Source organism: Xanthomonas sp. CFBP 8443, assembly GCF_025666195.1.
In the GTDB taxonomy this organism is placed as follows: Bacteria; Pseudomonadota; Gammaproteobacteria; order Xanthomonadales; family Xanthomonadaceae; genus Xanthomonas_A.
Window position 1 is genome coordinate 2,265,134 of record NZ_CP102592.1, and the last position, 26,757, is coordinate 2,291,890.

The window sequence follows — 26,757 nt, forward strand, 5'->3', positions numbered from 1 at the left end:
TCCGCATCCCTCCGTATCGAACAGCACAGGATCGACGCCATGACCCTCTCTCTGCCTCCCGCCGCGAAATGGCTGGCCGCGCTGGCACTGGCGATGCTGCCTGCATCGGCCTGGGCGACGCTGGAACTGCCCTTGCTGTTCGCCGACGGCGCGGTGCTGCAGCGCGATGTGCCGATGCGCGTGTGGGGCTGGGCCACGCCCGGCGCGCGCATCCAGGTGCGCCTGGACGGCGCCGCGGCGAGCGCCGTCGCCGCAGGCGACGGGCGCTGGCAGGTGCAACTGCCGACGCATGCGGCCGGCGGCCCGTACGTGCTGGAAGTGGAAGGCGACGGCACGCGGCGCCGCATCGGCGACGTGCTGGTCGGCGACGTGTGGCTGGCCAGCGGCCAGTCCAACATGGAGTGGCCGCTGGCGCAGGCGCGCGACGGTGCGCGCGAAGTGGCCGCGGCCGCCGATCCGCAACTGCGCCATTTCAAGATCCCCAAGTCGTGGTCGGCGCAGCCGGAACGGCAACTGGCCGGCGGCGAGTGGAAAGCCGCCACGCCCGACGACGCCGGCGCGTTCTCCGCGGTGGGCTATTTCTTCGCGCGCGAGTTGCGCCAGCGCACCGGCGTGCCGATCGGCATCGTCGACAGCAGTTGGGGCGGCAGCGCGATCGAGGCGTGGATGGACGCATCCGCACTGGGCATGGATGCGACGCAGACCGCACGCAGCGTCGCCGACATGAAGGCCAAGGATGCGCGCACCCTGGCCGCGGTGCGGCAGCGCATCGCGCGCTGGCCGGCGGTGCAGGACGGCGCCGAGGCGTGGCGCGCGGCCGACCTCGACGACAGCGACTGGGACCGCATCCCGGTCGACCGCAACTGGGAAGCCAGCGGCTACGACGGCATGGACGGCATCGCCTGGTACCGCACCTCGTTCACCCTCAGCGCCGCCGAAGCCAAGGCCGGCGTCACCCTGGGCGTCGGCCAGATCGACGATTCGGATGTCACCTACGTCAACGGCCAGCCGGTCGGGCAGACCGAAAAGCAATGGAACCTGCCGCGCGTGTATCGCGTACCGGCGGCGGCGCTGCGGGCCGGCGTCAACCACGTCGCGGTGCGGGTCACCGACCTCAGCGGCGGCGGCGGCCTGCACGGCGACGACGCTGAGCGCTTCGTGCAGGCCGGCGAGGGAGCCCGGCGCCCGCTGCAGGGCTGGACGTTCCGTCCGGCCAAGGTGGTGGTGGCGCTGGACGACAGCCGCAACCAGCAGCCGACGCTGCTGTACAACCGCATGATCCATCCGCTGCAGCCGTTCCCACTCAAGGGGGTGATCTGGTACCAGGGCGAGAGCAACGCGAACGCTGGCGGTGCGCTGCGCTACCGCGAGCAGTTCGCGGCGATGATCCGGCACTGGCGCACCGAACGCGGACAGCCGCAGCTGCCGTTCCTGTGGGTGCAGCTGGCCAACTTCCGCGCCGGCGCCGACAAGGGCGATCTCAGTCCGTGGGCGCTGCTGCGCGAGTCGCAGTCCAAGACCCTGGCGCTGCCGGCGACCGCGCAGGCGGTGACCATCGACATCGGCGAGCCCGGCGACATCCATCCGACCAACAAGCAGGACGTCGGCCATCGCCTGGCGCTGGCCGCGCGCCACGTCGCCTACGGCGAAGCGCTGGTCTACAGCGCGCCGACGCTGCGCCGCGCCGAGTTCGATGGGCGCACGGCGAGGCTGCAGTTCGATCCGATGGGCAGCGCGCTGGCGGTGCGCGGCGGCGGCCCGCTGCGCGGCTTCAGCGTCGCCGGCGCCGATCGCCGCTTCCATCCGGCGCAGGCGCGCATCGACGGCGACAGCGTGCTGGTCGAGAGCGCCGAGGTGACGCAGCCGCAGGCCTTGCGCTACGCCTGGAGCGAGAACCCGGCCGAGGCCAACCTGGTCAATCGCGAACAATTGCCTGTCTCCCCTTTCCGAACCGACACCTGGTGACACGGAGTGCTGACCGCATGAAATCCCCCGTTCCGCGCACTCGCGCAGCCGCCCTGCGCTGGCGTCCGCTGCTGGCCTGCGCGCTGTCGCTGGCGCTGGCCGCATGCCAGTCCGACCAGTCCGCGCCGCCCGCCGCCGATGCCGCCGCCGGCGCGTCCACGGCCAAGCCCGGCGCCGCGCTGGCACCTGCGCCTGCGCCGGCCCAACAGGCGCCGATCCCGCAGTTCGTCAGCAAGGACGGCAAGCACACGCTGCTGGTCGACGACGCGCCGTTCCTGATCCTCGGCGCGCAGGTCAACAATTCCAGCAACTACCCGGCGGCGCTGGAACAGGTATGGCCGGCGATGCAGTTCCTCGGTCCCAACACCGTGCAGGTGCCGATCGCCTGGGAGCAGGTGGAGCCGGAGGAGGGCACGTTCGACTTCTCCTTCGTCGACACGCTGCTGGCGCAGGCGCGCGAGCGCAAGGTGCGGCTGGTGCTGCTGTGGTTCGGCACCTGGAAGAACAACGGCCCGGCCTACACGCCGCACTGGGTCAAGACCGACAACGCGCGCTTCCCGCGCGTGGTCACCCGCGACGGCAAGCACATCGGCTCGCTGTCGCCGTTGGCGCCGGCCACGCTGGAGGCCGACCGCAAGGCCTTCGTCGCCTTCATGAAGCACCTCAAGCAGGCCGATCCGCAGCGCACCGTGATCATGGTGCAGCCGGAGAACGAACCAGGCACCTACGGCAGCGTGCGCGACTTCTCGCCGCTGGCGCAGCAGGCCTTCGACGGTCCGGTGCCCGAGGCGCTGCTGCAGAAACTGGGCCGGCAGCCGGGCACCTGGGCGCAGGTGTTCGGCGCCGATGCCGACGAGTTCTTCCATGCCTGGCACATCGGCCGCTTCATCGACCAGGTGGCCGCGGCCGGCAAGGCCGAGTACCCGCTGCCGATGTACGTCAACGCGGCGCTGCGCGGTCCGTTCAATCCCGGCCAGCCGGGCCAGTACGCCAGCGGCGGCCCCACCGACAACGTGCTCGACGTGTGGAAGGCGGCCGCGCCGCACATCGACCTGCTGGCCCCGGACATCTACATGCCCGAGTACCGCATGTACACCACGGTGCTGGAACGCTACGCGCGCCCGGACAACGCGCTGTTCGTGGCCGAGACCGGCAACCGCCCGGAGTACGCGCGCTACCTGTACCCGACGCTGGGCCACGACGGCATCGGCTGGTCCACCTTCGGCATCGACTACAGCGGGTATTCCAACTGGCCGTTGGGCGCCAAGACCGTGGACGAGCCGACCATGGCGCCGTTCGCGCTGGGCTTCAAGTCGGTGAGCCTGGGCATGCGCCCGTTCGCCAAGGCCGCCTCGCAGGGCAAGCTGCACGGCACCGCCGAGGAGCCGGGCCAGCCGGTGCAGGAGCTGCGGCTCAACGAGCGCTGGAGCGCGACCATCACCTACGGCGTGCCGCAGTTCTGGTTCAAGGGCACGCCGCCCGGCAACCCCGAGCCGAGCGGTGCGGCGCTGATCGCCGAGCTGGGCCCGGACGAATTCCTGGTCACCGGCTACCACGTGCGGGTGACCCTGCATCCGGCCAGCGAGGCCACCGCCAACATGGTCTACGACCGCGTCGAGGAAGGCTTCTACGATGGCGAGCAGTGGCGGTTCCAGCGCAACTGGAACGGCGACCAGACCGACTACGGGGTCAATTTCTCCGACAGGCCGCAATTGCTGAAGATCAAGCTGGCCACCTACTGATACCTCGGCGCCGCCAGCGTGCGGCGCCGTCACCCGCTACAGAGGGAGTGAACATGCACAACTCGAACCGACCCATCCGCCTGGCACTGAAGCCGCTGCCGCGCCTGCTGGCCCTGTCGCTGGCGGTGCTCGCCGCCGGCGCCCACGCGCAGGAAGTGAAGAAGGACGCCGACGGCGTCACCGTGCGTCCCAGCGCCAAGGGCGCCGCGCCGGTGCGCCTGCAGGTGGTGGACAGCGGCATCATCCGCGTCAGCGCCGATCCGGACGGCGACTTCAAGCGCACCCCGAGCCTGATGCGGGTGCCGGTGCAGGGCGATACCGCGTTCCAGCTGGACGAGCAGGGCGGCACGGTGCGGGTCAAGACCGCCAAGGTCACCGCGCAGGTGTCCGCCGTCGACGGCCACGTCAGCTTCGCCGATGCCAGCGGCAAGCCGCTGCTGGCGGAAGTGGCGGGCGGGCGCAGCTTCGCGCCGCTGAAGGTGGAGGGCAAGTCCTACCTGAGCACGCGCCAGCGCTTCGCCTCGCCCGACGACGAGGCCTTCTACGGCTTCGGCCAGCACCAGCAGGGCTGGATGAACCAGAAAGGCCGCAACGTCGAGCTGCTGCAGAGCAATATCGACCTGGCGGTGCCGTACCTGGTGTCCAGCCGCAACTACGGCATCCTGTGGGACAACAATTCGATCACCCGCATGGGCGACCCGCGCGGCCTGCAGCCGCTGCCGGCGTCGCTGAAGCTGTACGACGCCAAGGGCAAGCCGGGCGCGCTGACCGCGCGCTATTCGGTCAACGGCAAGCAGGTGCTGGAACGCCGCGAAAAAGAGCTCAACTACCAGTACCTGAAGGACCTGGGCAAGTTCCCGAAGAAGGCCAAGCCCAGCGACAAGAGCCGCATGCAGGTCACCTGGGAAGGCGAGATCGAAGCCAGGAGCGGCGGCGAGCACAGCTTCTCGCTGTACGCCAGCGAATACGCCAAGCTGTACGTGGACGGCAAGCTGGTGGTCGACCGCTGGCGCCAGAACTGGAACCCGTGGCACAACGAATTCACCCTCGCGCTGCAGCCGGGCCAGCGCCACAAGGTCAAGGTCGAATGGGACCTGATCGACCCCAGCTACATCGCGCTGCTGCACCGCGACCCGTTGCCGGCGGCCGAAGCCAAGGACCTGTCGCTGTGGTCCGAGGCCGGGCAGATGATCGACTACTACTTCGTCGCCGGCGCCGACGCCGATCAGGTCATCGCCGGCTACCGCGAACTGACCGGCAAGGCGGTGCTGTTGCCGAAGTGGGCCTACGGTTTCTGGCAGAGCCGCGAGCGCTACAAGAGCCAGGACGAACTGGTCGGCGCGCTGGCCGAGTACCGCAAGCGCAAGCTGCCGATCGACAACATCGTGCTCGACTGGTCGTACTGGCCGGAGAACGCGTGGGGTTCGCACGACTTCGACAAGACCCATTTCCCGGACCCGGACGGCATGGTCAAGTCGGTGCACGACATGCACGCGCAGATCATGATCTCGATCTGGCCCAAGTTCTATCCGACCACCGCCAACTACAAGGAACTCGATGCCGCCGGGCACATGTACAAGCGCAACGTCGAGGTCGGCGAGCTGGACTGGATCGGCAAGGGCTACAAGAACTCGTTCTACGACCCGTACTCGGCCGACGCGCAGGCGATCTACTGGCGGCAGATCAACGACAAGCTCAACAGCAAGGGCTTCGACGCGTGGTGGATGGACGCCGACGAGCCGGACGTGCATTCCAACCTGGACATCGGCGAGCGCAAGGCGCGCACCACGCCGACCGCGCTGGGGCCGTCCACCGAGTTCTTCAATTCCTACCCGTTGCCGCATACCCATGGCGTCTACGAGGGCGACCGCGCCGCCGACGGCAAGCGCGTGTTCATCCTCTCGCGCAAGGGCTATGCCGGCACCCAGCGCAACGCGGTGGCGGTGTGGAGCGGCGACATCGTCTCGCGCTGGGACGACATGCGCGACCAGATCTCCGCCGGCGTCAACGTCTCCATGTCGGGCCTGCCGAACTGGACCTTCGACATCGGCGGCTTCGCGGTGGAGAAGCGCTATGAGGACCAGGAGCCGGCGCACCAGGCGGAATGGCGCGAACTCAACACGCGCTGGTTCCAGTTCGGCGCGTTCGTGCCGCTGTTCCGCTCGCACGGCCAGTTCCCGTTCCGCGAGATCTGGAACATCGCCCCGGAAGGCACGCCGTACTACGCGAGCATGGCGTACTACAGCCGCCTGCGCTATGCGTTGCTGCCGTACATCTACACGCTGGCCGGCGACACCTACCATCGCGACGGCAGCATGATGCGCGGCCTGCCGATGGATTTCCCCAACGATCCCAAGGTCGCCGACATCAACGACCAGTACCTGTTCGGGCCGGCGTTCCTGGTCGCGCCGGTGACCCGCTTCGGCGCCACCTCGCGCCAGGTCTACCTGCCGGCCGGTACCTCGTGGATCGACTTCAACAGCGGCAAGCGCTACGAAGGCGGCCAGCGCATCGATGCCGCCGCGCCGCTGCAGCGCATGCCGCTGTTCGTGCGCGCCGGTTCCATCGTGCCCACCACCACCGTGCAGCAATACGTGGACGAGGTGCCGAACGCGCCGCTGACCGTGGTCGTCTACACCGGCGCCGACGGCCAGTTCTCGCTGTACGAGGACGACGGCAAGGGCTATGGCTACGAGAAGGGCGAGTTCAGCCGCATTCCGCTGAGCTGGAACCAGGCCAAGGGCGTACTGACCATCGGCGCGCGCCAGGGCAGCTGGCCGGGCATGCAGGCCAAGCGCACCATCAACGTGCGCTTCGTCGACGGCGTGCGCGAGGAGACCGGCGCGCTGGAGCCCAAGGCCGATGCCAGCGTGCAGTACAGCGGCAAGAGCCTGAGCGTGGCGCGCAAGGCGGCGAAGGGCGCCAAGCGCAAGGGCAAGGCGAAGTGATGCCCGCGGCGTACGCCCATCCGCGCGGGGAGGCAGGATGAGCATCGCGCTGACCCGCCGCGAACTGTGCAAGGCGATCGGCGCCGGCCTGGTGACCGGGCTGTCCGTGCCGGTCGCGGCCGGCGCAGCCGCGGCCGCCGAGCGCACACCGTCGGCGGCCGGGGACGCGGCCGCGACTGCGGCAGCGCCTGCCGATCCGGCCGCGCTGACCCTGTGGTACCCGCGCCCGGCCACGCAGTGGGTGGAGGCGCTGCCGGTCGGCAACGGCCGGCTCGGTGCGATGGTGTGGGGCGGCATCGCCCACGAACGCCTGCAGTTGAACGAAGACACGCTGTATGCGGGCCAGCCCTACGATGCGACCTCGCCGGAGGCGTTGGCGGCGTTGCCGCAGGTGCGCGCGTTGATCTTCGCCGGCCGCTACGCCGAGGCCGAGGCATTGGCCGACGCGAAGATGCTGTCGCGCCCGCGCAAGCAGATGCCGTACCAGCCGCTGGCCGACCTGCTGCTCGACTACGACCGTGCCGACGGCATCGACGGCTATCGGCGCGAACTGGACCTGGACACGGCGTTGGCCAGCACCCGCTTCGCCTCCGGCGGCGCCACCCACCTGCGCGAGGTGTTCGTCTCGTCGACCGAGCAGTGCATCGTGGTGCGGCTGTCCTGCGACAAACCCGGCCGCATCTCGCTGCGCATCGGCATCGACAGTCCGCAGGCGGGCGAGGTCAGCGACGAGCAGGGCGCGCTGCTGTACGCCGGGCGCAATGCCGGATTCGCCGGCATCGAGGGCGGGCTGCGCTTTGCGTTGCGCGTGCTGCCGCAGGCCACTGGCGGCCAGACCCGCGTCGAGCGCGGGCGGATCCGCATCGAAGGCGCCGACGAGGTGGTGCTGCTGCTGACCGCGGCCACCAGCTACCGCCGCTACGACGACGTCGGCGGCGATCCGCTCGCGCTCAGCGCCGCGCAGCTGCGCAAGGCGGCCGCATTGCCCTACGCGCAATTGCTGGAACGGCACCTGGCCGCGCACCGGCGGCTGTTCCGCCGGGTCGCGATCGACCTGGGCAGCAGCGACGCCGCGCAGCTGCCCACCGACGAACGCGTGCAGCGCTTCGCCGACGGCAACGATCCGGCGCTGGCCGCGCTCTACCACCAGTACGGCCGCTACCTGTTGATCAGCAGCTCGCGGCCGGGCAGCCAGCCGGCCAACCTGCAGGGCATCTGGAACGACCTGATGCAGCCGCCGTGGGAGAGCAAGTACACGATCAACATCAACACGCAGATGAACTACTGGCCCAGCGAAGCCAACGCCTTGCACGAATGCGTGGAGCCGCTGGAATCCATGTTGTTCGATCTGGCAGAAACCGGTGCCCGCACCGCGCGGGCGATGTACGACGCGCCGGGCTGGGTGGTGCACAACAACACCGACCTGTGGCGCCAGGCCGGACCGATCGACGGCGTGAAGTGGAGCCTGTGGCCGATGGGCGGGGTGTGGCTGCTGCAGCAGCTGTGGGACCGCTGGGACTACGGCCGCGACCGCGCCTACCTGCGACGCATCTATCCGCTGTTCAAGGGCGCGGCCGAGTTCTTCGTCGCCACCCTGGTGCGCGATCCGCACACCGGTGCGATGGTGACCAACCCGTCGCTGTCGCCGGAGAACCAGCATCCGTTCGGTGCCGCACTGTGCGCCGGCCCGGCGATGGATGCGCAATTGTTGCGCGATCTTTTTGCGCAGTGCATCAAAATGGGCGAGCTGCTGGGCGTGGATGCGGCCTTCGGCGCGCGCCTGGCCGAACTGCGCGCGCAGCTGCCGCCGGACCGGATCGGCCGTGCCGGGCAGCTGCAGGAATGGCAGCAGGACTGGGACATGCAGGCCCCGGAAATCCACCATCGCCACGTCTCGCACCTGTATGCGCTGCATCCCTCCAGCCAGATCAATCTACGCGACACCCCGCAGCTGGCCGCCGCGGCGCGGCGCTCTTTGCAGATCCGCGGTGATAGCGCTACCGGCTGGGGCATCGGTTGGCGCCTGAACCTGTGGGCGCGGTTGCACGACGGCGAGCACGCGCATCGTATTCTGGCGATGCTGCTGTCGCCCGAGCGCACCTACCCGAATCTGTTCGACGCGCATCCGCCGTTCCAGATCGACGGCAACTTCGGCGGCACTGCTGGCATCACCGAGATGCTGCTGCAGAGCTGGGGCGACAGCATCTGGCTGTTGCCGGCGCTGCCGCAGGCGTGGCCGCGCGGCGAGGTGCGCGGATTGCGCGTGCGCGGCGCGGCCGGTGTCGATCTGGCGTGGCGCGACGGTCGCCTGCAGCATGCGCGACTGAGCAGCGACCGCGGCGGGCACTACACTCTGGTCTACGGCGGGCAGACCCTGACCGCCGACCTTTCCCCTGGAGCGACGATGGAACTGGGTTTGCGCAACGATCGGCTGGTGCGGCAATGAGTCTGTACATCGGCCTGGACGTGGGCACGCAGAGCGTCAAGCTGCTGGCCTACGATGCGGACAGCCGGCGCGTGGTCGCCACGCACGGCCACGCGCTGGAACTGATCAGCCGCGACGACGGCACCCGCGAGCAGCAGGCGCAGTGGTGGATCGACGGCATCGTCGCCTGCTTCGCCGCGCTGAGCGCCGAGCAACGCGCGCAGGTGCGCGCGATTTCGGTGTCCGGCCAGCAGCACGGCTTCGTGCCGGTGGATGCACAAGGACAGGTGACCGCGCCGGTCAAGCTGTGGTGCGACACCAGCACCCAGCGCGAGTGCGAGGAGATCATGCAGGCCGCCGGCGGCGAACAGCGCTGCGTGGAACTGGCCGGCAACCCGATCCTGGCCGGCTACACCGCCTCCAAGCTGCCGTGGACGCGCAAGCACCGCAGCGAGGCCTACGCCAGCATGACCTCGGTGCTGCTGCCGCACGACTACGTCAATTTCTGGCTGACCGGCGAGCGCTACACCGAGTTCGGCGACGCCTCCGGCAGCGGCTGGCTGGACGTGCGCACCCGGCAATGGTCGGCGCCGCTGCTGCAGGCGATCGATCCGCAGCGCGACCTGGCCGCGGCGCTGCCGCCGCTGGTGCCGACCGAGACCACCTTCGCCCTGTCCGCGGCCGCGGCGCAGACCCTGGGGCTGCCGGGCGACGTGCGCGTGGCCACCGGCGGCGGCGACAACATGATGGCCGCGATCGGCACCGGCAACGTGGTGCCCGGGCGGCTGACGATGAGCCTGGGCACCTCCGGCACGCTGTTCGCGTACGCCGACCGGCCGGTGGTCGACGATGCCGCGCGCTGGGCCGCGTTCTGCTCGTCCAGCGGCGGCTGGCTGCCGTTGATCTGCACGATGAACTGCACCGTGGCCACCGAGACCATCTCGCGCCTGTTCGGGATCAAGACCGGGCAGGGCGAGGCCTTGCTCGACGCCACCGCGCCTGGCGCCGGCGGACTGGTGCTGCTGCCGTTCTTCAACGGCGAGCGCACCCCGAACCTGCCGGCCGCGCGCGGCTGCATGACCGGCATGGACCTGCACAACACCACCCCGGCGCATTTCTACCGCGCGGCGATGGAAGGCGCGACCTACAGCCTGCGCAACGGCTATGACGCCTTCGTCGATGCCGGGCTGGCGTTCGACTCGATCTACGTCACCGGCGGCGGCAGCAAGAGTGCAGGGTGGCGGCAACTCATCGCCGACCTGTTCGGCTTGCCGGTGCACGTGCCGGCGCAGGCCGAGGGCGCCGCGTTCGGCGCCGCGCTGCAGGCGCTGTGGGCCGACGGCCACGCGCAGGGCGACCGCGCCAGCCTGGCCGAGGTGGTGCTGCAGCACCAGCAGGACGAGGCCGCGCTGTCCGCGCAGCCGGATCCGCAACGCGGCGCGCAGTACCAGGCGCACTACCAGACCTTCCTGAAACACTTGCACGCCATTGGCCCGCTCTACGCCGGCTGACCCCCACTTTCCCCCGCAAACGCACACCAGGATTTCGTCATGAGCAACTCCGTCTACATCGGCGCCAAGGAATACTTCCCGGGCATCGGCCGCATCGCGTTCGAAGGCAAGGCCTCGGACAACCCGCTGGCGTTCAAGGTCTACGATGCGACCAAGCGCATCGGCGACAAGACCATGGCCGAGCACCTGCGCTTCGCGGTGGCGTACTGGCACAGCTTCTGCGGCAACGGCGCCGATCCGTTCGGGCCGGGCACGCGCGCCTATCCGTGGGACGCCGGCAGCGATGCGCTGGGCCGCGCCGAGGCCAAGGCCGATGCGGCGTTCGAGTTCTTCACCAAGCTCGGCGTGCCGTACTACTGCTTCCACGACATCGACCTGGCGCCGGACGCGGACGACGTCGGCCAGTACGAGAAGAACCTCGCGCACATGGTCGGCATCGCCAAGCAGCGCCAGGCCGACACCGGCATCAAGCTGCTTTGGGGCACCGCGAACCTGTTCTCGCACCCGCGTTACATGAACGGCGCGTCGACCAACCCGGACTTCAACGTGGTCGCGCGCGCGGCGGTGCAGGTCAAGGCCGCGCTCGACGCCACCGTCGAACTGGGCGGCGAGAACTACGTGTTCTGGGGCGGCCGCGAAGGCTATGCCAGCCTGCACAACACGCAGATGAAGCGCGAGCAGGACAATATGGCGCGCTTCCTCACCATCGCCCGCGACTACGGCCGCAGCATCGGCTTCACCGGCAATTTCCTGATCGAGCCCAAGCCGATGGAGCCGATGAAGCACCAGTACGACTTCGACAGCGCCACGGTGATCGGCTTCCTGCGCCAGCACGGGCTGGACCAGGACTTCAAGCTCAACATCGAGGCCAACCACGCCACGCTGTCGGGCCACAGCTTCGAGCACGACCTGCAGGTGGCGTCCGATGCGGGCCTGCTGGGCAGCATCGACGCCAACCGCGGCAACCCGCAGAACGGCTGGGACACCGACCAGTTCCCGACCGACCTGTACGACACGGTGGGGGCGATGCTGGTGGTGCTGCGGCAGGGCGGGCTGGCGCCGGGCGGGCTGAACTTCGACGCCAAGGTGCGGCGCGAGTCGTCCGATCCGCAGGACCTGTTCCTGGCGCACATCGGCGGCATGGACGCGTTCGCGCGCGGGTTGGAGGTTGCCCACGCGCTGCTGACGTCCTCGCCGCTGGAGCAGTGGCGCGCCGAGCGCTACAGCAGCTTCGACAGCGGCGCCGGCGCGGCGTTCGCGGCCGGCAGCAGCACGCTGGCAGACCTGGCGGCGCACGCGGCCAAGGCCGGCGCGCCCAAGCAGGTCAGCGGCCGCCAGGAAGCCTACGAGAACCTGATCAACCAGTACCTGATCCGCTGATGCGCGACGGCCGGCGGTCGCGCGACCGCCGGCCGTGCCGTCTCTTCCCGCGATGGCCGTTCTCCTTTCTGCACGACACCAGGTGACTCAATGTCCAGCGTATCCCTAGACCGCCACGCCGATGGCGCAGGCGAGAACACGCGTCTCATCATCCTCATCAGTTGCGTCGCCACCATCGGCGGGTTCCTGTTCGGCTTCGACAGCGGCGTGATCAACGGCACCGTCGACGGCCTCAAGCAGACCTTCCATTCCAGCGCCGCCGGCACCGGCTTCGAGGTCGCCTCGATGCTGCTGGGCTGCGCGTTCGGCGCGTTCTTCGCCGGCTGGCTGGCCGACCGCCTCGGCCGCCGCGCGGTGCTGATCATCTCCGCGGTGCTGTTCCTGCTGTCGGCGATCGGCGCCGGCGCCGCGCACAGCTCCCTGTTCTTCGTCTTCGCCCGGGTCATGGGCGGCTTCGCGGTCGGCGCAGCCAGCGTGATGTCGCCGGCGTACATCGCCGAGGTCGCGCCGGCGCGTTACCGCGGCCGGCTGGCCACGGTGCAGCAGATCGCCATCATCAGCGGCCTGTTCACCGCGTTCCTGAGCAACTACGTGCTGGTCAAGCTGGCCAGCGCCTCGACCGAGCCGCTGTGGCTGGGCCAGGCCGCGTGGCGCTGGATGTTCTGGATGCAGGCGTTCCCCTCGCTGGTGTTCCTGCTGCTGTTGCTGGCGATCCCGGAGAGCCCGCGCTACCTGGTGGTCAAGGGCCGCCGCGACGCCGCGCTGGTGGTGTTGACCAAGCTCTACGGCCCGCGCGAGGCGCAGGCCAAGCTGACCGAGATCTCCGCCTCGCTGGCGGCCGACCAGCACAAGCCGAAGCTGTCGGACCTGGTCAGCAAGGTCACCGGCAAGGTGCGTCCGATCGTGTGGATCGGCATCGGCCTGGCCACCTTCCAGCAACTGGTCGGCATCAACGTGGTGTTCTACTACGGTGCGGTGCTGTGGCAGGCGGTGGGTTTCTCCGAGAGCGATTCGCTGCTGATCAACGTGCTGTCCGGCGCGCTGAGCATCGGCGCCTGCCTGATCACGGTGATGCTGATCGACAAGATCGGGCGCAAACCGCTGCTGTGGGTCGGCTCGGCCGGCATGGCGGTGTCGCTGGCGCTGGTCACGCTGGCCTTCGCCAGCGCCTCGCTGGACGAAGCCGGCAAGCTGGCGATGTCGCCGGGCATGGGCCGGCTGGCGCTGATCGCGGCCAACGTCTACGTGATCTTCTTCAACATGTCCTGGGGCCCGGTGATGTGGGTGATGCTGGGCGAGATGTTCCCCAACCAGATCCGCGGCTCCGGCCTGGCGGTGGCGGGCGCGGCGCAGTGGACCTCGAACTTCGCCATCACCGTGTCGTTCCCGATTCTGCTCGGCAGCATCGGCCTGGCTGGCGCCTACGGCATCTACACCGTGGCCGCGTTCATCTCGGTGTTCTTCGTGCTCAAGTATGTGTACGAGACCAAGGGTCGCGAGCTGGAGCAGATGCAGGGCTGAGTCCGCGCCGGCGCGGCCCAGGCCGCGCCGGTGCCGGGCGAAACGGCCGCCGGTGGGGCGGATCGCGGCCACGGCCGGTTTCGCAGCGCGCGGTGCCTCGCTCAGTGCGGGGCGCCGCCTCGGCCGGCCCCACAACGCAAAAGCCCCGCAGATGCGGGGCTTTTGTGGTTTTCACTGCAGGCGAGGCGGCGATGGTGCTCCCTAGGGGGCTCGAACCCCTGTTTTAGCCTTGAGAGGGCCACGTCCTAACCATTAGACGAAGGGAGCAGGTTGGTCGCATCGATTGCAGGGCGCTAGTATATGGGGCTAGCCGCCCGCCGGCAATCCCGCAACTCGATACGGAAGCGCCATCATCAACCCGCCAGTTCCTGTGCCGTTCACTCTGCAGCTGATCCCGCGCGATCAGCACAACGTCTCGCGCAAGGACATCAGTCCCAATGCGCTGCGCGTGCTGTACCGGCTGCGCGAAGCCGGCTTCGGCGCGTACCTGGTCGGCGGCGCGGTCCGCGATCTGCTGGTCGAGCTGCAGCCCAAGGACTTCGACGTCGCCACCGACGCCACCCCCGAACAGGTCAAGCAGCTGTTCCGCAACTGCCGCCTGATCGGCCGCCGCTTCCGCCTGGCGCACGTGGTCTACGGCCGCGAGATCATCGAGGTGGCCACGTTCCGCGCCAACGTCGACGACGGCAGTGGCGACCGCGAGCTCGACAACGGCCGCCTGGTCCGCGACAACGTCTACGGCAGCATCGAGGACGACGCGGTGCGCCGCGACTTCACCTGCAACGCGCTGTACTACGCGATCGAGGACTTCTCGGTGCGCGACTACACCGGCGGCTTCGCCGACGTGCAGGCGCGGCTGATGCGCATGATCGGCGACCCCGAGCAGCGCTACCGCGAAGACCCGGTGCGCATGCTGCGCGCGGTGCGCCTGGCCGCCAAGCTGGATTTCGAGATCGAGCCGACCACCGCCGAACCGATCCCGCGCCTGGCCGGGCTGCTGGCCGAAGCGGCGCCGGCACGGCTGTTCGAGGAAGTGCTGAAGCTGTTCCTGTCCGGCGACGGCGTGGCCAGCTTCGAAGGCCTGGAGCGCTACGGCCTGCTCGCCGCGCTGTTCCCGGAGAGCGCGGCGGCGCTCGCCTCCAACCGCAGCGGCGCGCTGCGGCGGATGCTGATCGAAGGCCTGCGCAACACCGATGCGCGGGTGGCCAACGACGAGCCGGTGTCGCCGGCGTTCCTGTTCGCGCTGCTGCTCTGGCCGGCCTACTGCCGCGCGCTGATGGCGCTGCAGAAGCAGGGCATGCAGCTGGAGGAGGCGCAGCGCCGCGCCGCCGACCGGGTGACCCTGCACCAGCTGAGCACGGTCGCGCTGCCGCGGCGGTTCTCGCTGCCGATGCAGGAGATCTGGTTGCTGCAGTCGCGCTTCACCTCGCGCCAGCGCAAGCGGGTGGTGCGGACCTTGTCGCACCCGCGCTTCCGCGCCGCATTCGACTTCCTGATCCTGCGCCAGTCGGCCTCGGCCGAGCACGAGGCCGATATCGCCTACTGGCGCGAACTGCAGCAGCAGCCCGGCTACGCGCCGCCGCCGCGCGGCTTCGACCCGGAAATCGACTACGTCGGCGACGAGGTGGCGATGGCCCCGGCCGACAGCGAGGAAACCCCCAAGCGCCGCCGGCGCCGGCGCCGGCGTCCGGATGCCGCCGCCCCGGCCGAGTGAGCGAGCCGCTTTCCGCCGCGCCGGTGCAGGCCTGCATCGGCCTGGGCGGCAACCTCGGCGATGCCGCCGCGACCCTGCGCGCGGCCATCGCCGCGCTGGACACGCTGCCGCACACCCGCCTGCTGCGCGCCTCGCAGCTGTACCGCAGCCCGGCGTGGGGCAATGAAGCGCAGCCGGACTTCATCAATGCCGCCGCCGTGCTGAGCACCGCGCTGCCGGCGCCCGAGCTGCTGCAGGCGCTGCTGGCGCTGGAAGGCCGCCACGGCCGCCAGCGCGCCCCCGGCGAGCGCTGGGGGCCGCGCACCCTGGACCTGGACCTGCTGCTGTACGCCGAGGCGGTGATCGACCTGCCCGGGTTGCAGGTGCCGCATCCCTACCTGCACCAGCGCGGTTTCGTGCTGCTGCCGCTGGCCGAGATCGCGGCCGACGCGACGGTCCCCGGCCATGGAACGGTGCGTGACATACGCGACCGCATCGAAACCGACGGGATCGTGCCAATCGGTAGATAATGCCCGGCTTATCACCGCACCGCATGAGCTTATGAGCAGCCACGCCGACAGCAAGCCCTGGACCGTCCCCGCCCTGGCCGAGGCCAAGCGCCGCGGGAAGAAACTGGTGATGCTGACCGCCTACGACGCCGGGTTCGCGCGCGCGTTCGACGCCAACGGGGTGGACCTGATCCTGATCGGCGATTCGCTGGGCATGGTGGTGCAGGGCCACGACTCGACCCTGCCGGTGACCGTGGACGACATCGCCTACCACACCGCCGCGGTAGCGCGGGTGCTGCAGCGCGCGCTGCTGGTGGCCGACCTGCCGTTCCAGTCCGACGCCACCCCCGAGCGCGCGCTGGACGCGTCCACCCGGTTGCTGCAGGCCGGCGCGGAGATGGTCAAGCTGGAGGGCGCCGGGCACAAGCTGGAGGTAATCCGCTTCCTCAGCGAGCGCGACATCCCGGTGTGTTCGCACCTGGGCCTGACCCCGCAGTCGGTGCTGACCTTCGGCGGCTACAAGATCCAGGGCCGCGAGGAGGCCGCCGCGGCCAAGCTGCTGGCCGATGCCAAGGCGGTGGCCGCGGCCGGCGCCACGCTGCTGGTGCTCGAATGCGTGCCGTCGCCGCTGGCCGCGCGGATCACCGCCGAAGTCGACATCCCCACCATCGGCATCGGCGCCGGCCCGGACTGCGACGGCCAGGTGCTGGTGCTGCACGACTTCCTGGGCCTGGACAGCGGCCATCGCCGCCCGCGCTTCGTCAAGGATTTCCTGGCCGAAGGCGGCTCCATCGCCGGCGCCGTGCGCGCCTACGCCGACGCCGTGCGCGCCGGCACCTTCCCCGACGCCGAACACGCCTACGCCAAATGATCGAGACCATCACCGACCTGGCCCGGCTGCGCGCCGTCGTTTCCGGCTGGAAGCGGCAGGGCCTGCGCGTGGCCTTCGTGCCGACCATGGGCAACCTGCATGCCGGGCATTTCTCGCTGGTGATGCTGGCCCGGCAATACGCCGACCGGGTGGTGTCCAGCGTGTTCGTCAACCCGACCCAGTTCGGCCCGAACGAGGACTTCACCCGCTATCCGCGCACGCCCGAAGCCGACACCAGCGGCCTGGAAGACGCCGGATGCGACGCGCTGTGGCTGCCGACGGTGGAGAGCATGTACCCGCTGGGCGTGGAGCTGGCGTTGCGCATGCACACGCCCGGGGTCAGCGAAGTGCTGGAGGGCGCCTGCCGGCCCGGCCATTTCGATGGCGTCTGCACCGTGGTCGCGCGCCTGTTCAACCAGGTGCAGCCGGACCTGGCCGCGTTCGGCAAGAAGGACTACCAGCAGTTGGCGGTGATCCGGCAGATGGTCGCCGACCTGGCGTTCCCGATCGAGATCCTGGGTGGCAGCATCGTGCGCGAGGCCGACGGCCTGGCGATGAGCTCGCGCAACCAGTACCTGTCGGCCGAGGAGCGGCCGCGCGCGGCGCAGATCCGCCAGACCCTGCTGGCGATGCGCGACGGCCACCTGGCCGGGAACCCGCGCGCCGAGATCGAGGCGGCGGCGACCAGGCAGTTGCAGGACGCCGGCTTCGACGTCGACTACACCGTGCTGCGGCTGCTCGACCTGAGCGAACCGCACGACCAGGAAGGCCCGCGCGTGGCCTTGATCGCCGCGCGCCTGGGGCGCACCCGGTTGATCGACAACTTGGAGTTCTGAGCGCGACTGGTGCGGCGCATGCGTCGATAGGTGTCGGACGCATCGTTTGGAATGCGCAATGTCGGTTGGGGCTGCGCGTCGCGACTGAAGTCGCTCCCACAGGGGTTGCTGTGAGCCGGCTGGGTGCACTGTAGGAGGGGCTTCAGCCCCGACTGTGTCCGAAGCCGCCGAGCCTGCCGCTTCGTTCGTCGCGGCTGAAGCCGCTCCTACAGGGACTTGCGGAGAGCCGGCTGGGTGCACTGTAGGAGGGGCCTCAGTCCCGACTGTGTCCGAAGCCGTCGCGCCTGCCGTTTCGTTCGTCGCGGCTGAAGCCGCTCCTATAGAGACTTGCGGCGAGCCGGCTGGGTGCATTGTGGGAGGGGCTTCAGCCCCGACGCTTTCCGAAGCTGTCAGGCCACCGCTTGGCGATGCCATCCGCAATAGCAGGATCCGCCGCTCGGCCGGCCACGGCTGGCGTCGCTCGCAGTGCGCATTGCCGCATCCGGCAGCCAAATCATGTCCTGCGGCCGGCACGCCGGGACGCGCAGCGGACAACGCATACACCTGCCGCCAAGCCCTGCTGCCACTGCCGCTTAACCCCCCGGCTGCTAAACTGCGCCTTTCCCCACCGCAGCACCGCAAGCATGCAACTGAGCCTGTTGAAGACCAAGATCCACCGCGCCACCGTCACCCATTCGGAGCTCAACTACGAAGGGTCGATCGCCATCGACGGGCTGCTGCTGGACGCCACCGGCATCCGCGAGTTCGAGCAGGTGCACATCTGGGACGTCACCAACGGCGCGCGCTTCAGCACCTACGCGATCCGCGCCGACGAAGGCAGTGGCATCGTCTCGCTCAACGGCGGCGCCGCGCGCCACGTGCAGGTCGGCGACCTGATCATCATCGCCGCCTTCGCCGGCATGAGCGAAGAGGAAGCCGCGCGCTTCCAGCCGACCCTGGTCTACGTGGACGGCGCCAACAAGATCACCCACACCAACCACAGCATCCCGAAGCAGGCCGCATGACACAGTCCAACGGTTTCGACGCACTGCATTCCCACGCCCAGCGCCTGCGCGGGGCGCGCCTTCCCGAACTGCTGGCCGCCGAGCCGGGCCGGATCGACGACCTGGCGCTGCAGGTCGGGCCGTTGTACTTCAATTTCGCGCGGCAGAAATACGACCGCGCCGCGCTCGACGCGCTGCTCGCGCTGGCCGCCGAACACGACGTGGCCGGCGCGTTCCAGCGCCTGTTCCGCGGCGAGACGGTCAACGTCACCGAAGGCCGCGCCGCGCTGCATACGGCATTGCGCGGCGAGCTCAGCGGCGCACCGGTCGCGGCCGACGCCAACGCCAGCGCGCGCGAGGTGCAGCAACGCATGCGTGCGCTGATCGACGCGCTGGCGCAGACCGAGGTCACCGACATCGTCAGCGTCGGCATCGGCGGTTCCGACCTGGGCCCGCGCCTGGTCGCCGACGCGCTGCGTCCGGTCGAAGGCGCGCGTTTCCGCGTGCACTTCGTGTCCAACGTCGACGGCGCGGCGATGCAGCGCACGCTGGCCACGCTGGATCCGGCGCGCACCGCCGGCGTGCTGATCTCCAAGACCTTCGGCACCCAGGAAACCCTGCTCAACGGCCAGATCCTGCGCGACTGGCTCGGCGGCAGCGAGCGCCTGTACGCGGTCAGCGCCAATCCCGAGCGCGCCGCCAAGGCCTTCGATATCGCCGCCAGCCGCGTGCTGCCGATGTGGGACTGGGTCGGCGGGCGCTATTCGCTGTGGTCGGCGGTGGGCTTCCCGATCGCGCTGGCGATCGGCGCCGACGGCTTCGAGCAATTGCTGGCCGGCGCGGCGCAGTTCGACCAACACGCGCTGACCGCGCCGCTGCAGCGCAACGTGGCGGTGCTGCACGCACTGACCACGCTGTGGAACCGCAACGTGCTCGGCTATGCCACGCAGGCGGTGATGACCTACGACCAGCGCCTGGCGCTGCTGCCGGCGTACCTGCAACAGCTGGTGATGGAGAGCCTGGGCAAGCGCGTGCAGCTGGACGGCACGCCGGTGCAGGCCGATACCGTGCCGGTGTGGTGGGGCGGCGCCGGCACCGACGTGCAGCACAGCTTCTTCCAGGCGCTGCACCAGGGCACCAGCATCGTGCCGGCCGATTTCATCGGCTGCATCCGCAACGACGACCCGTACACCGTCAACCACCAGGCGCTGCTGGCCAACCTGCTGGCGCAGACCGAGGCGCTGGCGAACGGGCAGGGCAGCGACGACCCGCACCGCGACTATCCGGGCGGCCGCCCGAGCACGCTGATCCTGCTCGACGCGCTGACCCCGCAGGCGTTGGGCGCGCTGATCGCGATGTACGAGCACAGCGTCTACGTGCAGTCGGTGATCTGGGGCATCAATGCCTTCGACCAGTTCGGCGTGGAACTGGGCAAGCAGCTGGCCAGCCAGCTGCTGCCGGCGCTGCAAGGCGAGGGCACCGAGGTCGCCGACCCGGTGACGCGCGCGGTGCTGGCGCGGTTGCGCGGCTGAGGCGTACCGAGTTGCAGCATGATGAGCGGCATGCTGCTCATAGAGGCGGCGCAAGCAAGATCGCCGCCTTTATCGTTTTTCTGATCAAGGAACGCGGCATCGGTACAGAAAGCGGCAATCTCGTTTTGCTGCGAGTCCGCGGTGCCGACAACGAGCGAATGTAAGCGTAAGCCGCACGGCCATCGGCTCAGATCGTGCCATTGAACAACGCTGTACTGGCGCCATCCAGGCATCATCGGATTTTCCCTCATTGGGCGCGCGTCCAGCCGATGGCGACACTGCGGCGAATGCTATGCATGATGCTATGGCCAACGGATGACACTGCTTTGCTTGGCATGAAAAACGGCATGCCTGCTGGCCGGCCCGGCATGCTTTCGAAAGCCGCAAACTCTGCCAGCAGCACAGCCACGCACGTATACTCAGCCGTCTCTTTCCCTGCCGCTGCATGGATGCCTGCCGTATGCGTTTCTCTGTGCTGGTCGGTTCGCTTGCCGTATTGCTGTCCGCTCTTTCTTGCACGCCCGTGTTGGCGGCGGAACCCGACATATTCGGCATCACATTGGGAGCGCCGCTGGCGCTTCCCGTTTGCCAGATTTCCTTGCCATCCGCGCCTGCTCGCCCTCGCAACACAGGCTTGGGTGCTAGGGCGTTCAACAAGCTGACGGCGCCGCCACCGGAGCCAGCAAAGGCCGTTCTGCCCGCAACGGGTCTGTGCGTAGCGCCTGGCACGACGAACATGGCAGTGGGCAACACCGAGTTCGGGCCAGGCGAATACGGTTACCTTGTCTTCGCCCAGGCTGAGTTCCCGGCGTGGATTGCGCCCATCGGCCTGTCGATAGGCGCGGGAGCAGGTGACGCCTTTTCGTTGGAAGGTGCGGGCGGCCTGGTGTTGTTGCGCAATGGGCGCGTGATCGCGTTGCGCTTCAATACGACCGGATTTGAGGCGCAGCAACGCGTGATGGAACTGCTCAAGGGCAAATTCGGTTCGCCGAATTCGCAAAAGGCCGTTGCTTGGAACAACGACCTGGGCGGCAGCCGCGAATCGATTTCCGCGCAATGGCGCAAACCCGATTTTTTTGCGGAGTATTCTTCTGTCGTGCAGGCACAAGGGCTGTCTGGGGGCACGGGGTTTCTCAGCATCGGTAACGACTTGGGTTGGCAAACGTTGAAGCCAACGCGCAAGGAAGCGGAGTTCTAGTCTGCTGAGGCGGGTGATCGTCTGGGGCGGGTGCCGCGATAGGCCTTGGAACCTGTTCGCTCTATCGGGCGGCAACGTGGTGAATGCCGGACAGCCCCCTGGCCGGCGGTGTCTGTGTTCTTTGCGCTCTGCATGTCCGCCGCGCCGCAGTCCGAGCGCGGCGTGCATTCGCGCCAGCCCGCGCGTGCAAGGCCCGATTCGTCATCGCCATTGGCGCAGTGCGCGGGCTCGGCAGCCCAGCCCCAGCGGCATCGCCGCGCTCTTGCCTGGGCGTCTCGTGCACATGCGCCACACCATACGCTGCCGTCCGTCGCTGCTCGCCAAGAACGCCTCACGTCCGTGCATCGGCGCTGTGAACGCACCTGCACGTCATGCACACAGAAAGCTTACGGCGCTTGGCGGTAACATGAACGCACATATAACACTTCAGCTTTGGACCGACGATGCCCCACAACGTAGAGGAAACCGAGGAAGGCCCGATCCAGATCAGTCATCTGGACTTCCCGGTGGTGGGCATCGGCGCGTCGGCCGGGGGCCTGGCCGCGGTCTCGGCGCTGCTGACGAACCTGCCGGCGGACAACGGCATGGCGTTCGTGGTCATCCTGCATCTGTCGCCCAAGCACGAGAGCAGTGCGGACCGGTTCCTGCAGCGCTCCACGCGCATGCCGGTCATTCAGGTCACCCAGCCGCAACGGATCGAACGCAACCACATCTACGTGATCTCGCCGTCGGTGGACCTGGTGATGAACGACGGCAGCCTGATCGTGCAGGACGCCACCCGCCCGCGGGGGCGCCACACCGCCATCGATACGTTCTTCCGCACCCTGGCGCTGGCGCACCGTGATCGCGCGGTCGGCGTGGTGCTGTCCGGCACCGGCGCGGACGGCTCGGTCGGCATCGCCGCGCTGAAGGAACACGGGGGCGTGACCCTGGCGCAGGCGCCGGACGACAGCGAATACGACGACATGCCGCGCAACGCCATCGCCAGCGGCTTCGTCGACTTCGTGCTGCCGGCGGTGGAAATGCCGCCGAAGCTGCTGCAGCTCTGGCACAACGCGCGCGAGATCGTGCTGCCGGTGAAGGGCGAGATCGACGAGCCGATGATGGCCAAGAAGGTACGCGCCAGCCGCGGCGACGAGGAAGCGCTGCGCGACATCCTGAGCATGCTCAGCTCGCGCACCGGGCACGACTTCCACCACTACAAGCGCGCCACCGTGTTGCGCCGGATCGAGCGGCGCTTGCAGGTCAACCTGCTCAAGGACATCGGCAGCTACCGCGACTTCCTGGCGGACAACGAGGCCGAAACCGCCGCGCTGCTGAGCGACATGCTGATCAGCGTGACCAATTTCTTCCGCGACCGCGAGGCGTTCGAGGCGCTGGAACGCGACATCGTGCCCGGCCTGCTGGAGCGCGGCCGCGACAGCGGTTCGGTGCGGGTGTGGACCCCGGGGTGCGCGACCGGCGAGGAACCGTACTCGGTGGCGATGTTGCTGTCCGACGAGGCCGCGCGCAGCGACTCGCCGCCGGCGATCCAGGTGTTCGCCACCGATATCGACGAGCGCGCGCTGGCCCGCGTACGCGCCGGCCTGTACCCCGATTCCATCGTGACCGACGTGCCGCCGACGCGGCTGCGCGAATATTTCAGCCGCGAGCACCACCAGTACCGGGTCAAGAAGCATGTGCGCGACCGGGTGCTGTTCGCGCTGCACAACGTGCTGCGCGACCCGCCGTTCTCGCGGGTGGACCTGATCTGCTGCGCAACCTGCTGATCTACCTGGATCGCGACATCCAGGCGCGGCTGCTGCACATGTTCCACTTCGCGCTGACGCCGGGCGGCTACCTGTTCCTCGGCAACTCCGAATCGGCCGATGCGGCGGCGGCGCTGTTCGAGCCGGTGGACAAGAAGAACCGGATCTACCGCGCCCGCGCGCAGTCGCGCAATCTGCAGACGCCGAGCCTGCCGCTGCGCACCGGGGTGCGCGGCGGCAATGCGCTGCTGCCGTCGGCCACCCGCGCGCGCGGGTTTTCCTTCGCCGACGTGCATCAGCGCGTGCTGGAACACTACGCGCCGCCCAGCGTCGTGGTCGACCCGGACTACAACATCGTGCACATGTCGCGCGAGGTCGGCCGGTTCATGAAGTTCGGCGGCGGCGAGCCCAGCTACAACCTGCTGGCGGTGGTCGATCCGGACCTGCGGCTGGAACTGCGCAGCGCGCTGTTCCAGGCCGTGCATACCAAGCGCAGCGTGGAGGCGCGCCAGGTGTGCCTGGAGCGCAACGGCGCGCGCAGCTATCTCAACATGGTGGTGCGGCCGTTCCGCGACCCCGATGCCGACGCCAATTTCATGCTGGTGTTCTTCGACGAGGTCGACGACACGCTGAGTCCGAAGCAGGCCGGCGAAACCCCGCCGGCGAAGGACGCGATCGTGCTGCGCCTGGAGGACGAACTGCAGGCCACGCGCGACCGGCTGCAGACCACGATCGAGCAGGCCGAGACCTCGACCGAGGAGCTGAAGGCCTCCAACGAGGAGCTGCAGGCGATCAACGAGGAACTGCGCTCGGCCACCGAGGAGCTGGAGACCAGCAAGGAAGAGCTGCAGTCGCTCAACGAGGAGTTGACCACGGTCAACTACGAGCTCAAGAGCAAGGTGGACGAAGCGGCGGAGATCAACGACGACCTGCGCAACTTCATCGCCTCCACCGAGATCGCCACGATCTTCGTCGACGCGGACTTGCGCATCAAGCGCTACACGCCGCATGCGGAGGCGATCTTCAGCATCATTCCCGCCGACATCGGCCGGCGCCTGCTGGACATCACCCATCGCCTGGATTACCAGGAGCTGGCGGCCGACGTGCAGGCCGCATTCGCGTCGCTGCAGGTGCGCGAGCGCGAGGTGCGGGCGATCGACGGGCGCACCTACATGGCGCGCGTGCTGCCGTACCGCACCCAGGAGAACCGCATCGATGGCGCGGTGCTGACCTTCGTCGACCTGACCCGGCTGCGCCTGGCCGAACAGCAGGCGCGGCCGCCGGGCATTCCGGCGCGCGCGTTGCTCGGCGGTGGCGGCGAGCTCGGTCTGGTGGTGGTGGACGCGGACGGCGCGGTCGTGCGTTGGAGCGCCGGCGCCACCCAACTGCTGGGCTATGCGGCCGACGACATGCTGGGCCAGCCGTCCGCGCAACTGTACGTCGCCGCCCAGCAGGCCACCGGCGCTGCGCCCGCCAACGCCGCGCAGGACGGCGAACCGCGGACCGAGCGCCGCGCCTTGCGCTGCCGCAACGGCCAGACCTGCGAGCTGTTCGAGACCAGCATTCCGACCGGCGCCGCAGCCGAGGGGGCGCTGAAGCTGCTCTGGCGCGCGCAGGAAACGGCGGCCGACGCCGCGAATGCGATGGTGGTGGCAGGCGGCGATGCGGACCAGGATCTGAAGGGCGATTTCCTGGCAGTGATGTCGCACGAGCTCAAGCATCCGCTGAACCTGATCAGCGTCAACGTCGAGCTGATGTCACGCATGTCCGAAGTGCGCGCGTCCAAAAAGGGCATGGCGATCGTGGATGTGGTCAGGCGCGCGATTCACAGCCAGGCCAAGATCATCGACGATCTGCTGGACCTGTCGCGCATCCGCACGGGCAAGTTGCATCTGAACATCGGCGACCTGCCGTTGCTGCCGCTGACGCGCAACATCGTGGAGGTGGCGTCGGCCGACGCGGCGGCCTCGGACCTGCAGGTGAACCTGGTCTGCGAAGACGAGGACCTGCTGGTGCGCGGCGATCCGCAGCGGGTGGAGCAGATCGTCTGGAACCTGGTGTCCAACGCGATCAAGTTCACTCCGGCCGGCGGCCGCGTCACCGTGCTCATCTCCAGCGTCGGCGGCTATGGCCGCCTGGCGGTGGAAGACACCGGCCAGGGCATCAGCCCGGATTTCCTGCCGCGCGTGTTCGACATGTTCGGCCAGGCGGCGGCGCGGGCGGCGAGCAAGCAGATCGGCCTGGGCATCGGCCTGGCGCTGGTGCGGCAGCTGGTGGACCAGCAGGGTGGCCGGGTCGAGGCATTGTCGAAAGGCCTCGGCCACGGCAGTACCTTCGTGGTGTGGTTGCCGCTGGCCAAACCGGTCGCCGTGCCGGCCTTGCCCGACAGCGATCTCGGTGCCGAATCCTGCGCCGGCCTGCAGGTGCTGGTGGTCGACGACAGTCGCGACACCGTCGAATCGCTGGCGGCGCTGCTGGAACTGGAGGGCGCGGAGGTCAGCGTGGCCACCACCGGCGCGGCCGCGCTGGAGATCGCCGCCGCGTCGCGCTTCGATATCGTGCTGTCGGACATCGGCATGCCCGACATGAACGGCCTGTCGCTGATCGCCCGCTTGCGCCAGTTGCCGAACTACGGCGACGTGCCGGCGCTGGCGCTGTCCGGTTTCGGCGCGCAGGCGGACGTGGCGCGCGCGCTGGCGGCGGGGTTCACCTCGCACGTCAACAAACCGGTGGCGATTGACATGCTGCTGGCGGAGATCAGGCGCCACACGCGTTCGCGTCGTCGCAAGCAGCACTAGGCATGGCGGCATAGCGGCGTCGCACGTTCGCAGGCATGTTCGCGCGCCGCCCGCAGGGTGGCGCGCGCGGCGCCTTGCGAGGCTTTGCGCGCGCCGATCGGCGTCGGCGCGATGCGTGCCGGCGGCCATGCGCTCGGCGTGCCGCAGATCCACGCGAGAGCACGCGGTCGCCGGCGCATGCGCAGACGATCGCGACCTGCGCATGAGGTGAAGAAAACGCCCGTGTATTTGCGCACCATGTTCACGCCATCCGGCTATGCTCGGTGGTGGGGGATGCGCCAGCGAGGGACGACGATGAGCGAGCAAGAACTGATGCACGACATCCGCAACGAGGTCAACTCGATCTGCATGGCCGGCCGCCTGGCCAAGCGTGCGGCGGAATTGGGCCAGGATGCACTGGTCCGCGATTGTCTGGAGAAGATCGACATCGCCTGCGAGAAGTGCGTGAAGTTGCTGGTGCCGACTGCGAGCGAGCAAGGCCACCGTACGGATGACGCCACCGCGGCCGTTGCGAACGATCGATAGGGCGCATGCGTTGCGGCGGGCGCCGGTCCTTGCCGATGCCGCGGTGCGACTGGCGCCCTGATCCGTTGTCGAATGGCGCTGCGATGTGTACGCAGCGCGTTCTGGCGATCACGTCCCGGTCCTGGGGCGGAGGCCGGGAGTGCCCGGCCTACTCGGGGCGGCGATCGACGATCGCTGCATCGCACATATCGCAAATATGGACGGCAGCATCCGCGCTGCCTGCCAATGGTCCGCCTTTACCTGGCATGCGCTGTGGGGTCTTGCCGCATGCGTCGGCGGCGCCGGCACCCTACGGCCGCGCACTTTTGCGCAGCCCGTCCGCGGCGCCATGTTGTGCTGCAGCAATTTTGGCGACGGCGCGGGCAGGGCGTCCCCGGGTGCAGATGGGTTCCGGGGCGTATGTCCTGGCTTCGAAGGTATTCCGTTGCTATAGCGCAATCCGATATGACCCTGCGCGCACGGCATACGCGCGTTGTCGGTTGACACCGTTCGCCAATTGCGAAAGCGTAAGCGGCTGGTTGCGCGCCGGGCCGCTCCGGCCGCGAGGCGAGGGGCGCCGCACTCATCAAGTT

17 protein-coding genes, 1 tRNA gene and 1 pseudogene are annotated in these 26,757 nt (G+C 69.0%); 17 read left to right on the forward strand and 2 right to left on the reverse strand.

Annotated features, from left to right (window positions below):
- Window positions 1-93: 93 nt before the first annotated feature.
- From NUG20_RS09730 to NUG20_RS09760, 7 genes are all read left to right on the forward strand, one after another.
- The gene (locus tag NUG20_RS09730) at window positions 94-1,965 is read left to right on the forward strand and encodes a sialate O-acetylesterase (protein ID WP_263398443.1); all 1,872 of its coding nucleotides are present in this window, start codon (window positions 94-96) and stop codon (window positions 1,963-1,965) included.
- Window positions 1,966-1,982: 17 nt separating this feature from the next.
- A complete protein-coding gene (locus NUG20_RS09735; RefSeq protein WP_263398120.1) occupies window positions 1,983-3,707 on the forward strand; it encodes a DUF5597 domain-containing protein in 1,725 nt (574 codons plus the stop codon).
- Window positions 3,708-3,760: 53 nt separating this feature from the next.
- Complete coding sequence (locus NUG20_RS09740; protein WP_263398121.1) at window positions 3,761-6,655, forward strand: TIM-barrel domain-containing protein; 2,895 nt, start codon at window positions 3,761-3,763, stop codon at window positions 6,653-6,655.
- Between the two features lie 37 nt (window positions 6,656-6,692).
- Entirely contained in the window at window positions 6,693-9,101 is a 2,409-nt protein-coding gene (locus tag NUG20_RS09745; protein ID WP_263398122.1) for a glycoside hydrolase family 95 protein, read from the forward strand.
- Entirely contained in the window at window positions 9,098-10,591 is a 1,494-nt protein-coding gene (xylB, locus tag NUG20_RS09750; protein ID WP_263398123.1) for a xylulokinase, read from the forward strand. The genes NUG20_RS09745 and xylB overlap by 4 nt, the downstream gene beginning before the upstream one ends.
- A 39-nt stretch (window positions 10,592-10,630) precedes the next feature.
- On the forward strand, window positions 10,631-11,971 hold the full coding sequence (gene xylA / locus NUG20_RS09755) for a xylose isomerase (RefSeq protein ID WP_263398124.1): 1,341 nt from the start codon (window positions 10,631-10,633) through the stop codon (window positions 11,969-11,971).
- Window positions 11,972-12,061: 90 nt separating this feature from the next.
- Window positions 12,062-13,492: a sugar porter family MFS transporter gene (locus NUG20_RS09760; protein ID WP_263398125.1), complete on the forward strand. Its 1,431-nt coding sequence runs from the start codon at window positions 12,062-12,064 to the stop codon at window positions 13,490-13,492.
- Between the two features lie 192 nt (window positions 13,493-13,684).
- Here the strand turns inward: NUG20_RS09760 and NUG20_RS09765 are convergent.
- Window positions 13,685-13,759: transfer RNA gene (locus tag NUG20_RS09765), tRNA-Glu, on the reverse strand.
- Between the two features lie 103 nt (window positions 13,760-13,862).
- Between NUG20_RS09765 and pcnB the strand changes: the two genes are divergently transcribed.
- The 9 genes and pseudogenes from pcnB to NUG20_RS21880 all read left to right on the forward strand — a co-directional run bounded on the left by pcnB (window position 13,863) and on the right by NUG20_RS21880 (window position 25,660).
- On the forward strand, window positions 13,863-15,206 hold the full coding sequence (pcnB, locus tag NUG20_RS09770; protein ID WP_263398126.1) for a polynucleotide adenylyltransferase PcnB: 1,344 nt from the start codon (window positions 13,863-13,865) through the stop codon (window positions 15,204-15,206).
- Window positions 15,203-15,715 (forward strand): 2-amino-4-hydroxy-6-hydroxymethyldihydropteridine diphosphokinase, encoded by a 513-nt coding sequence (gene folK / locus NUG20_RS09775; RefSeq protein WP_263398127.1) that lies wholly within the window; start codon window positions 15,203-15,205, stop codon window positions 15,713-15,715. The genes pcnB and folK overlap by 4 nt, the downstream gene beginning before the upstream one ends.
- Before the next feature lie 31 nt (window positions 15,716-15,746).
- On the forward strand, window positions 15,747-16,565 hold the full coding sequence (panB, locus tag NUG20_RS09780; protein ID WP_263398128.1) for a 3-methyl-2-oxobutanoate hydroxymethyltransferase: 819 nt from the start codon (window positions 15,747-15,749) through the stop codon (window positions 16,563-16,565).
- Entirely contained in the window at window positions 16,562-17,401 is an 840-nt protein-coding gene (gene panC, locus NUG20_RS09785) for a pantoate--beta-alanine ligase (RefSeq protein WP_263398129.1), read from the forward strand. The genes panB and panC overlap by 4 nt, the downstream gene beginning before the upstream one ends.
- 623 nt (window positions 17,402-18,024) lie before the next feature.
- Entirely contained in the window at window positions 18,025-18,405 is a 381-nt protein-coding gene (gene panD / locus NUG20_RS09790; protein WP_003470181.1) for an aspartate 1-decarboxylase, read from the forward strand.
- Complete coding sequence (gene pgi, locus NUG20_RS09795) at window positions 18,402-19,916, forward strand: glucose-6-phosphate isomerase (protein WP_263398130.1); 1,515 nt, start codon at window positions 18,402-18,404, stop codon at window positions 19,914-19,916. The genes panD and pgi overlap by 4 nt, the downstream gene beginning before the upstream one ends.
- A 460-nt stretch (window positions 19,917-20,376) precedes the next feature.
- Window positions 20,377-21,114 (forward strand): hypothetical protein, encoded by a 738-nt coding sequence (locus NUG20_RS09800; protein ID WP_263398131.1) that lies wholly within the window; start codon window positions 20,377-20,379, stop codon window positions 21,112-21,114.
- Window positions 21,115-21,557: 443 nt separating this feature from the next.
- A pseudogene (locus NUG20_RS21875) lies at window positions 21,558-22,957 on the forward strand (chemotaxis protein CheB); the annotation flags it as partial.
- Window positions 22,958-23,218: 261 nt separating this feature from the next.
- Complete coding sequence (locus NUG20_RS21880; protein WP_343237625.1) at window positions 23,219-25,660, forward strand: PAS domain-containing protein; 2,442 nt, start codon at window positions 23,219-23,221, stop codon at window positions 25,658-25,660.
- Here NUG20_RS21880 and NUG20_RS09815 read toward each other — a convergent pair.
- Window positions 25,657-25,899: a hypothetical protein gene (locus NUG20_RS09815; protein WP_263398132.1), complete on the reverse strand. Its 243-nt coding sequence runs from the start codon at window positions 25,897-25,899 to the stop codon at window positions 25,657-25,659. The genes NUG20_RS21880 and NUG20_RS09815 overlap by 4 nt on opposite strands.
- A gap of 55 nt (window positions 25,900-25,954) precedes the next feature.
- Here NUG20_RS09815 and NUG20_RS09820 point away from each other — a divergent pair, with 55 nt between their 5' ends.
- Window positions 25,955-26,185: a hypothetical protein gene (locus NUG20_RS09820; protein WP_263398133.1), complete on the forward strand. Its 231-nt coding sequence runs from the start codon at window positions 25,955-25,957 to the stop codon at window positions 26,183-26,185.
- Window positions 26,186-26,757 lie beyond the last annotated feature (572 nt).

What these genes read in the sequence shown, in the direction of transcription:
- NUG20_RS09760 (WP_263398125.1), top strand. Translation starts at nt 12,062, where the DNA reads ATGTCCAGCGTATCCCTAGACCGCCACGCCGATGGCGCAGGCGAGAAC.
- pgi (WP_263398130.1), top strand. Translation starts at nt 18,402, where the DNA reads ATGACACAGTCCAACGGTTTCGACGCACTGCATTCCCACGCCCAGCGC.
- NUG20_RS09730 (WP_263398443.1), top strand. Translation starts at nt 94, where the DNA reads ATGCTGCCTGCATCGGCCTGGGCGACGCTGGAACTGCCCTTGCTGTTC.
- xylA (WP_263398124.1), top strand. Translation starts at nt 10,631, where the DNA reads ATGAGCAACTCCGTCTACATCGGCGCCAAGGAATACTTCCCGGGCATC.
- xylB (WP_263398123.1), top strand. Translation starts at nt 9,098, where the DNA reads ATGAGTCTGTACATCGGCCTGGACGTGGGCACGCAGAGCGTCAAGCTG.
- panB (WP_263398128.1), top strand. Translation starts at nt 15,747, where the DNA reads ATGAGCAGCCACGCCGACAGCAAGCCCTGGACCGTCCCCGCCCTGGCC.
- NUG20_RS09735 (WP_263398120.1), top strand. Translation starts at nt 1,983, where the DNA reads ATGAAATCCCCCGTTCCGCGCACTCGCGCAGCCGCCCTGCGCTGGCGT.
- NUG20_RS09800 (WP_263398131.1), top strand. Translation starts at nt 20,377, where the DNA reads ATGCGTTTCTCTGTGCTGGTCGGTTCGCTTGCCGTATTGCTGTCCGCT.
- panD (WP_003470181.1), top strand. Translation starts at nt 18,025, where the DNA reads ATGCAACTGAGCCTGTTGAAGACCAAGATCCACCGCGCCACCGTCACC.
- panC (WP_263398129.1), top strand. Translation starts at nt 16,562, where the DNA reads ATGATCGAGACCATCACCGACCTGGCCCGGCTGCGCGCCGTCGTTTCC.
- NUG20_RS09815 (WP_263398132.1), bottom strand. Translation starts at nt 25,899, where the DNA reads ATGGTGCGCAAATACACGGGCGTTTTCTTCACCTCATGCGCAGGTCGC.
- NUG20_RS09740 (WP_263398121.1), top strand. Translation starts at nt 3,761, where the DNA reads ATGCACAACTCGAACCGACCCATCCGCCTGGCACTGAAGCCGCTGCCG.
- NUG20_RS09745 (WP_263398122.1), top strand. Translation starts at nt 6,693, where the DNA reads ATGAGCATCGCGCTGACCCGCCGCGAACTGTGCAAGGCGATCGGCGCC.
- NUG20_RS09820 (WP_263398133.1), top strand. Translation starts at nt 25,955, where the DNA reads ATGAGCGAGCAAGAACTGATGCACGACATCCGCAACGAGGTCAACTCG.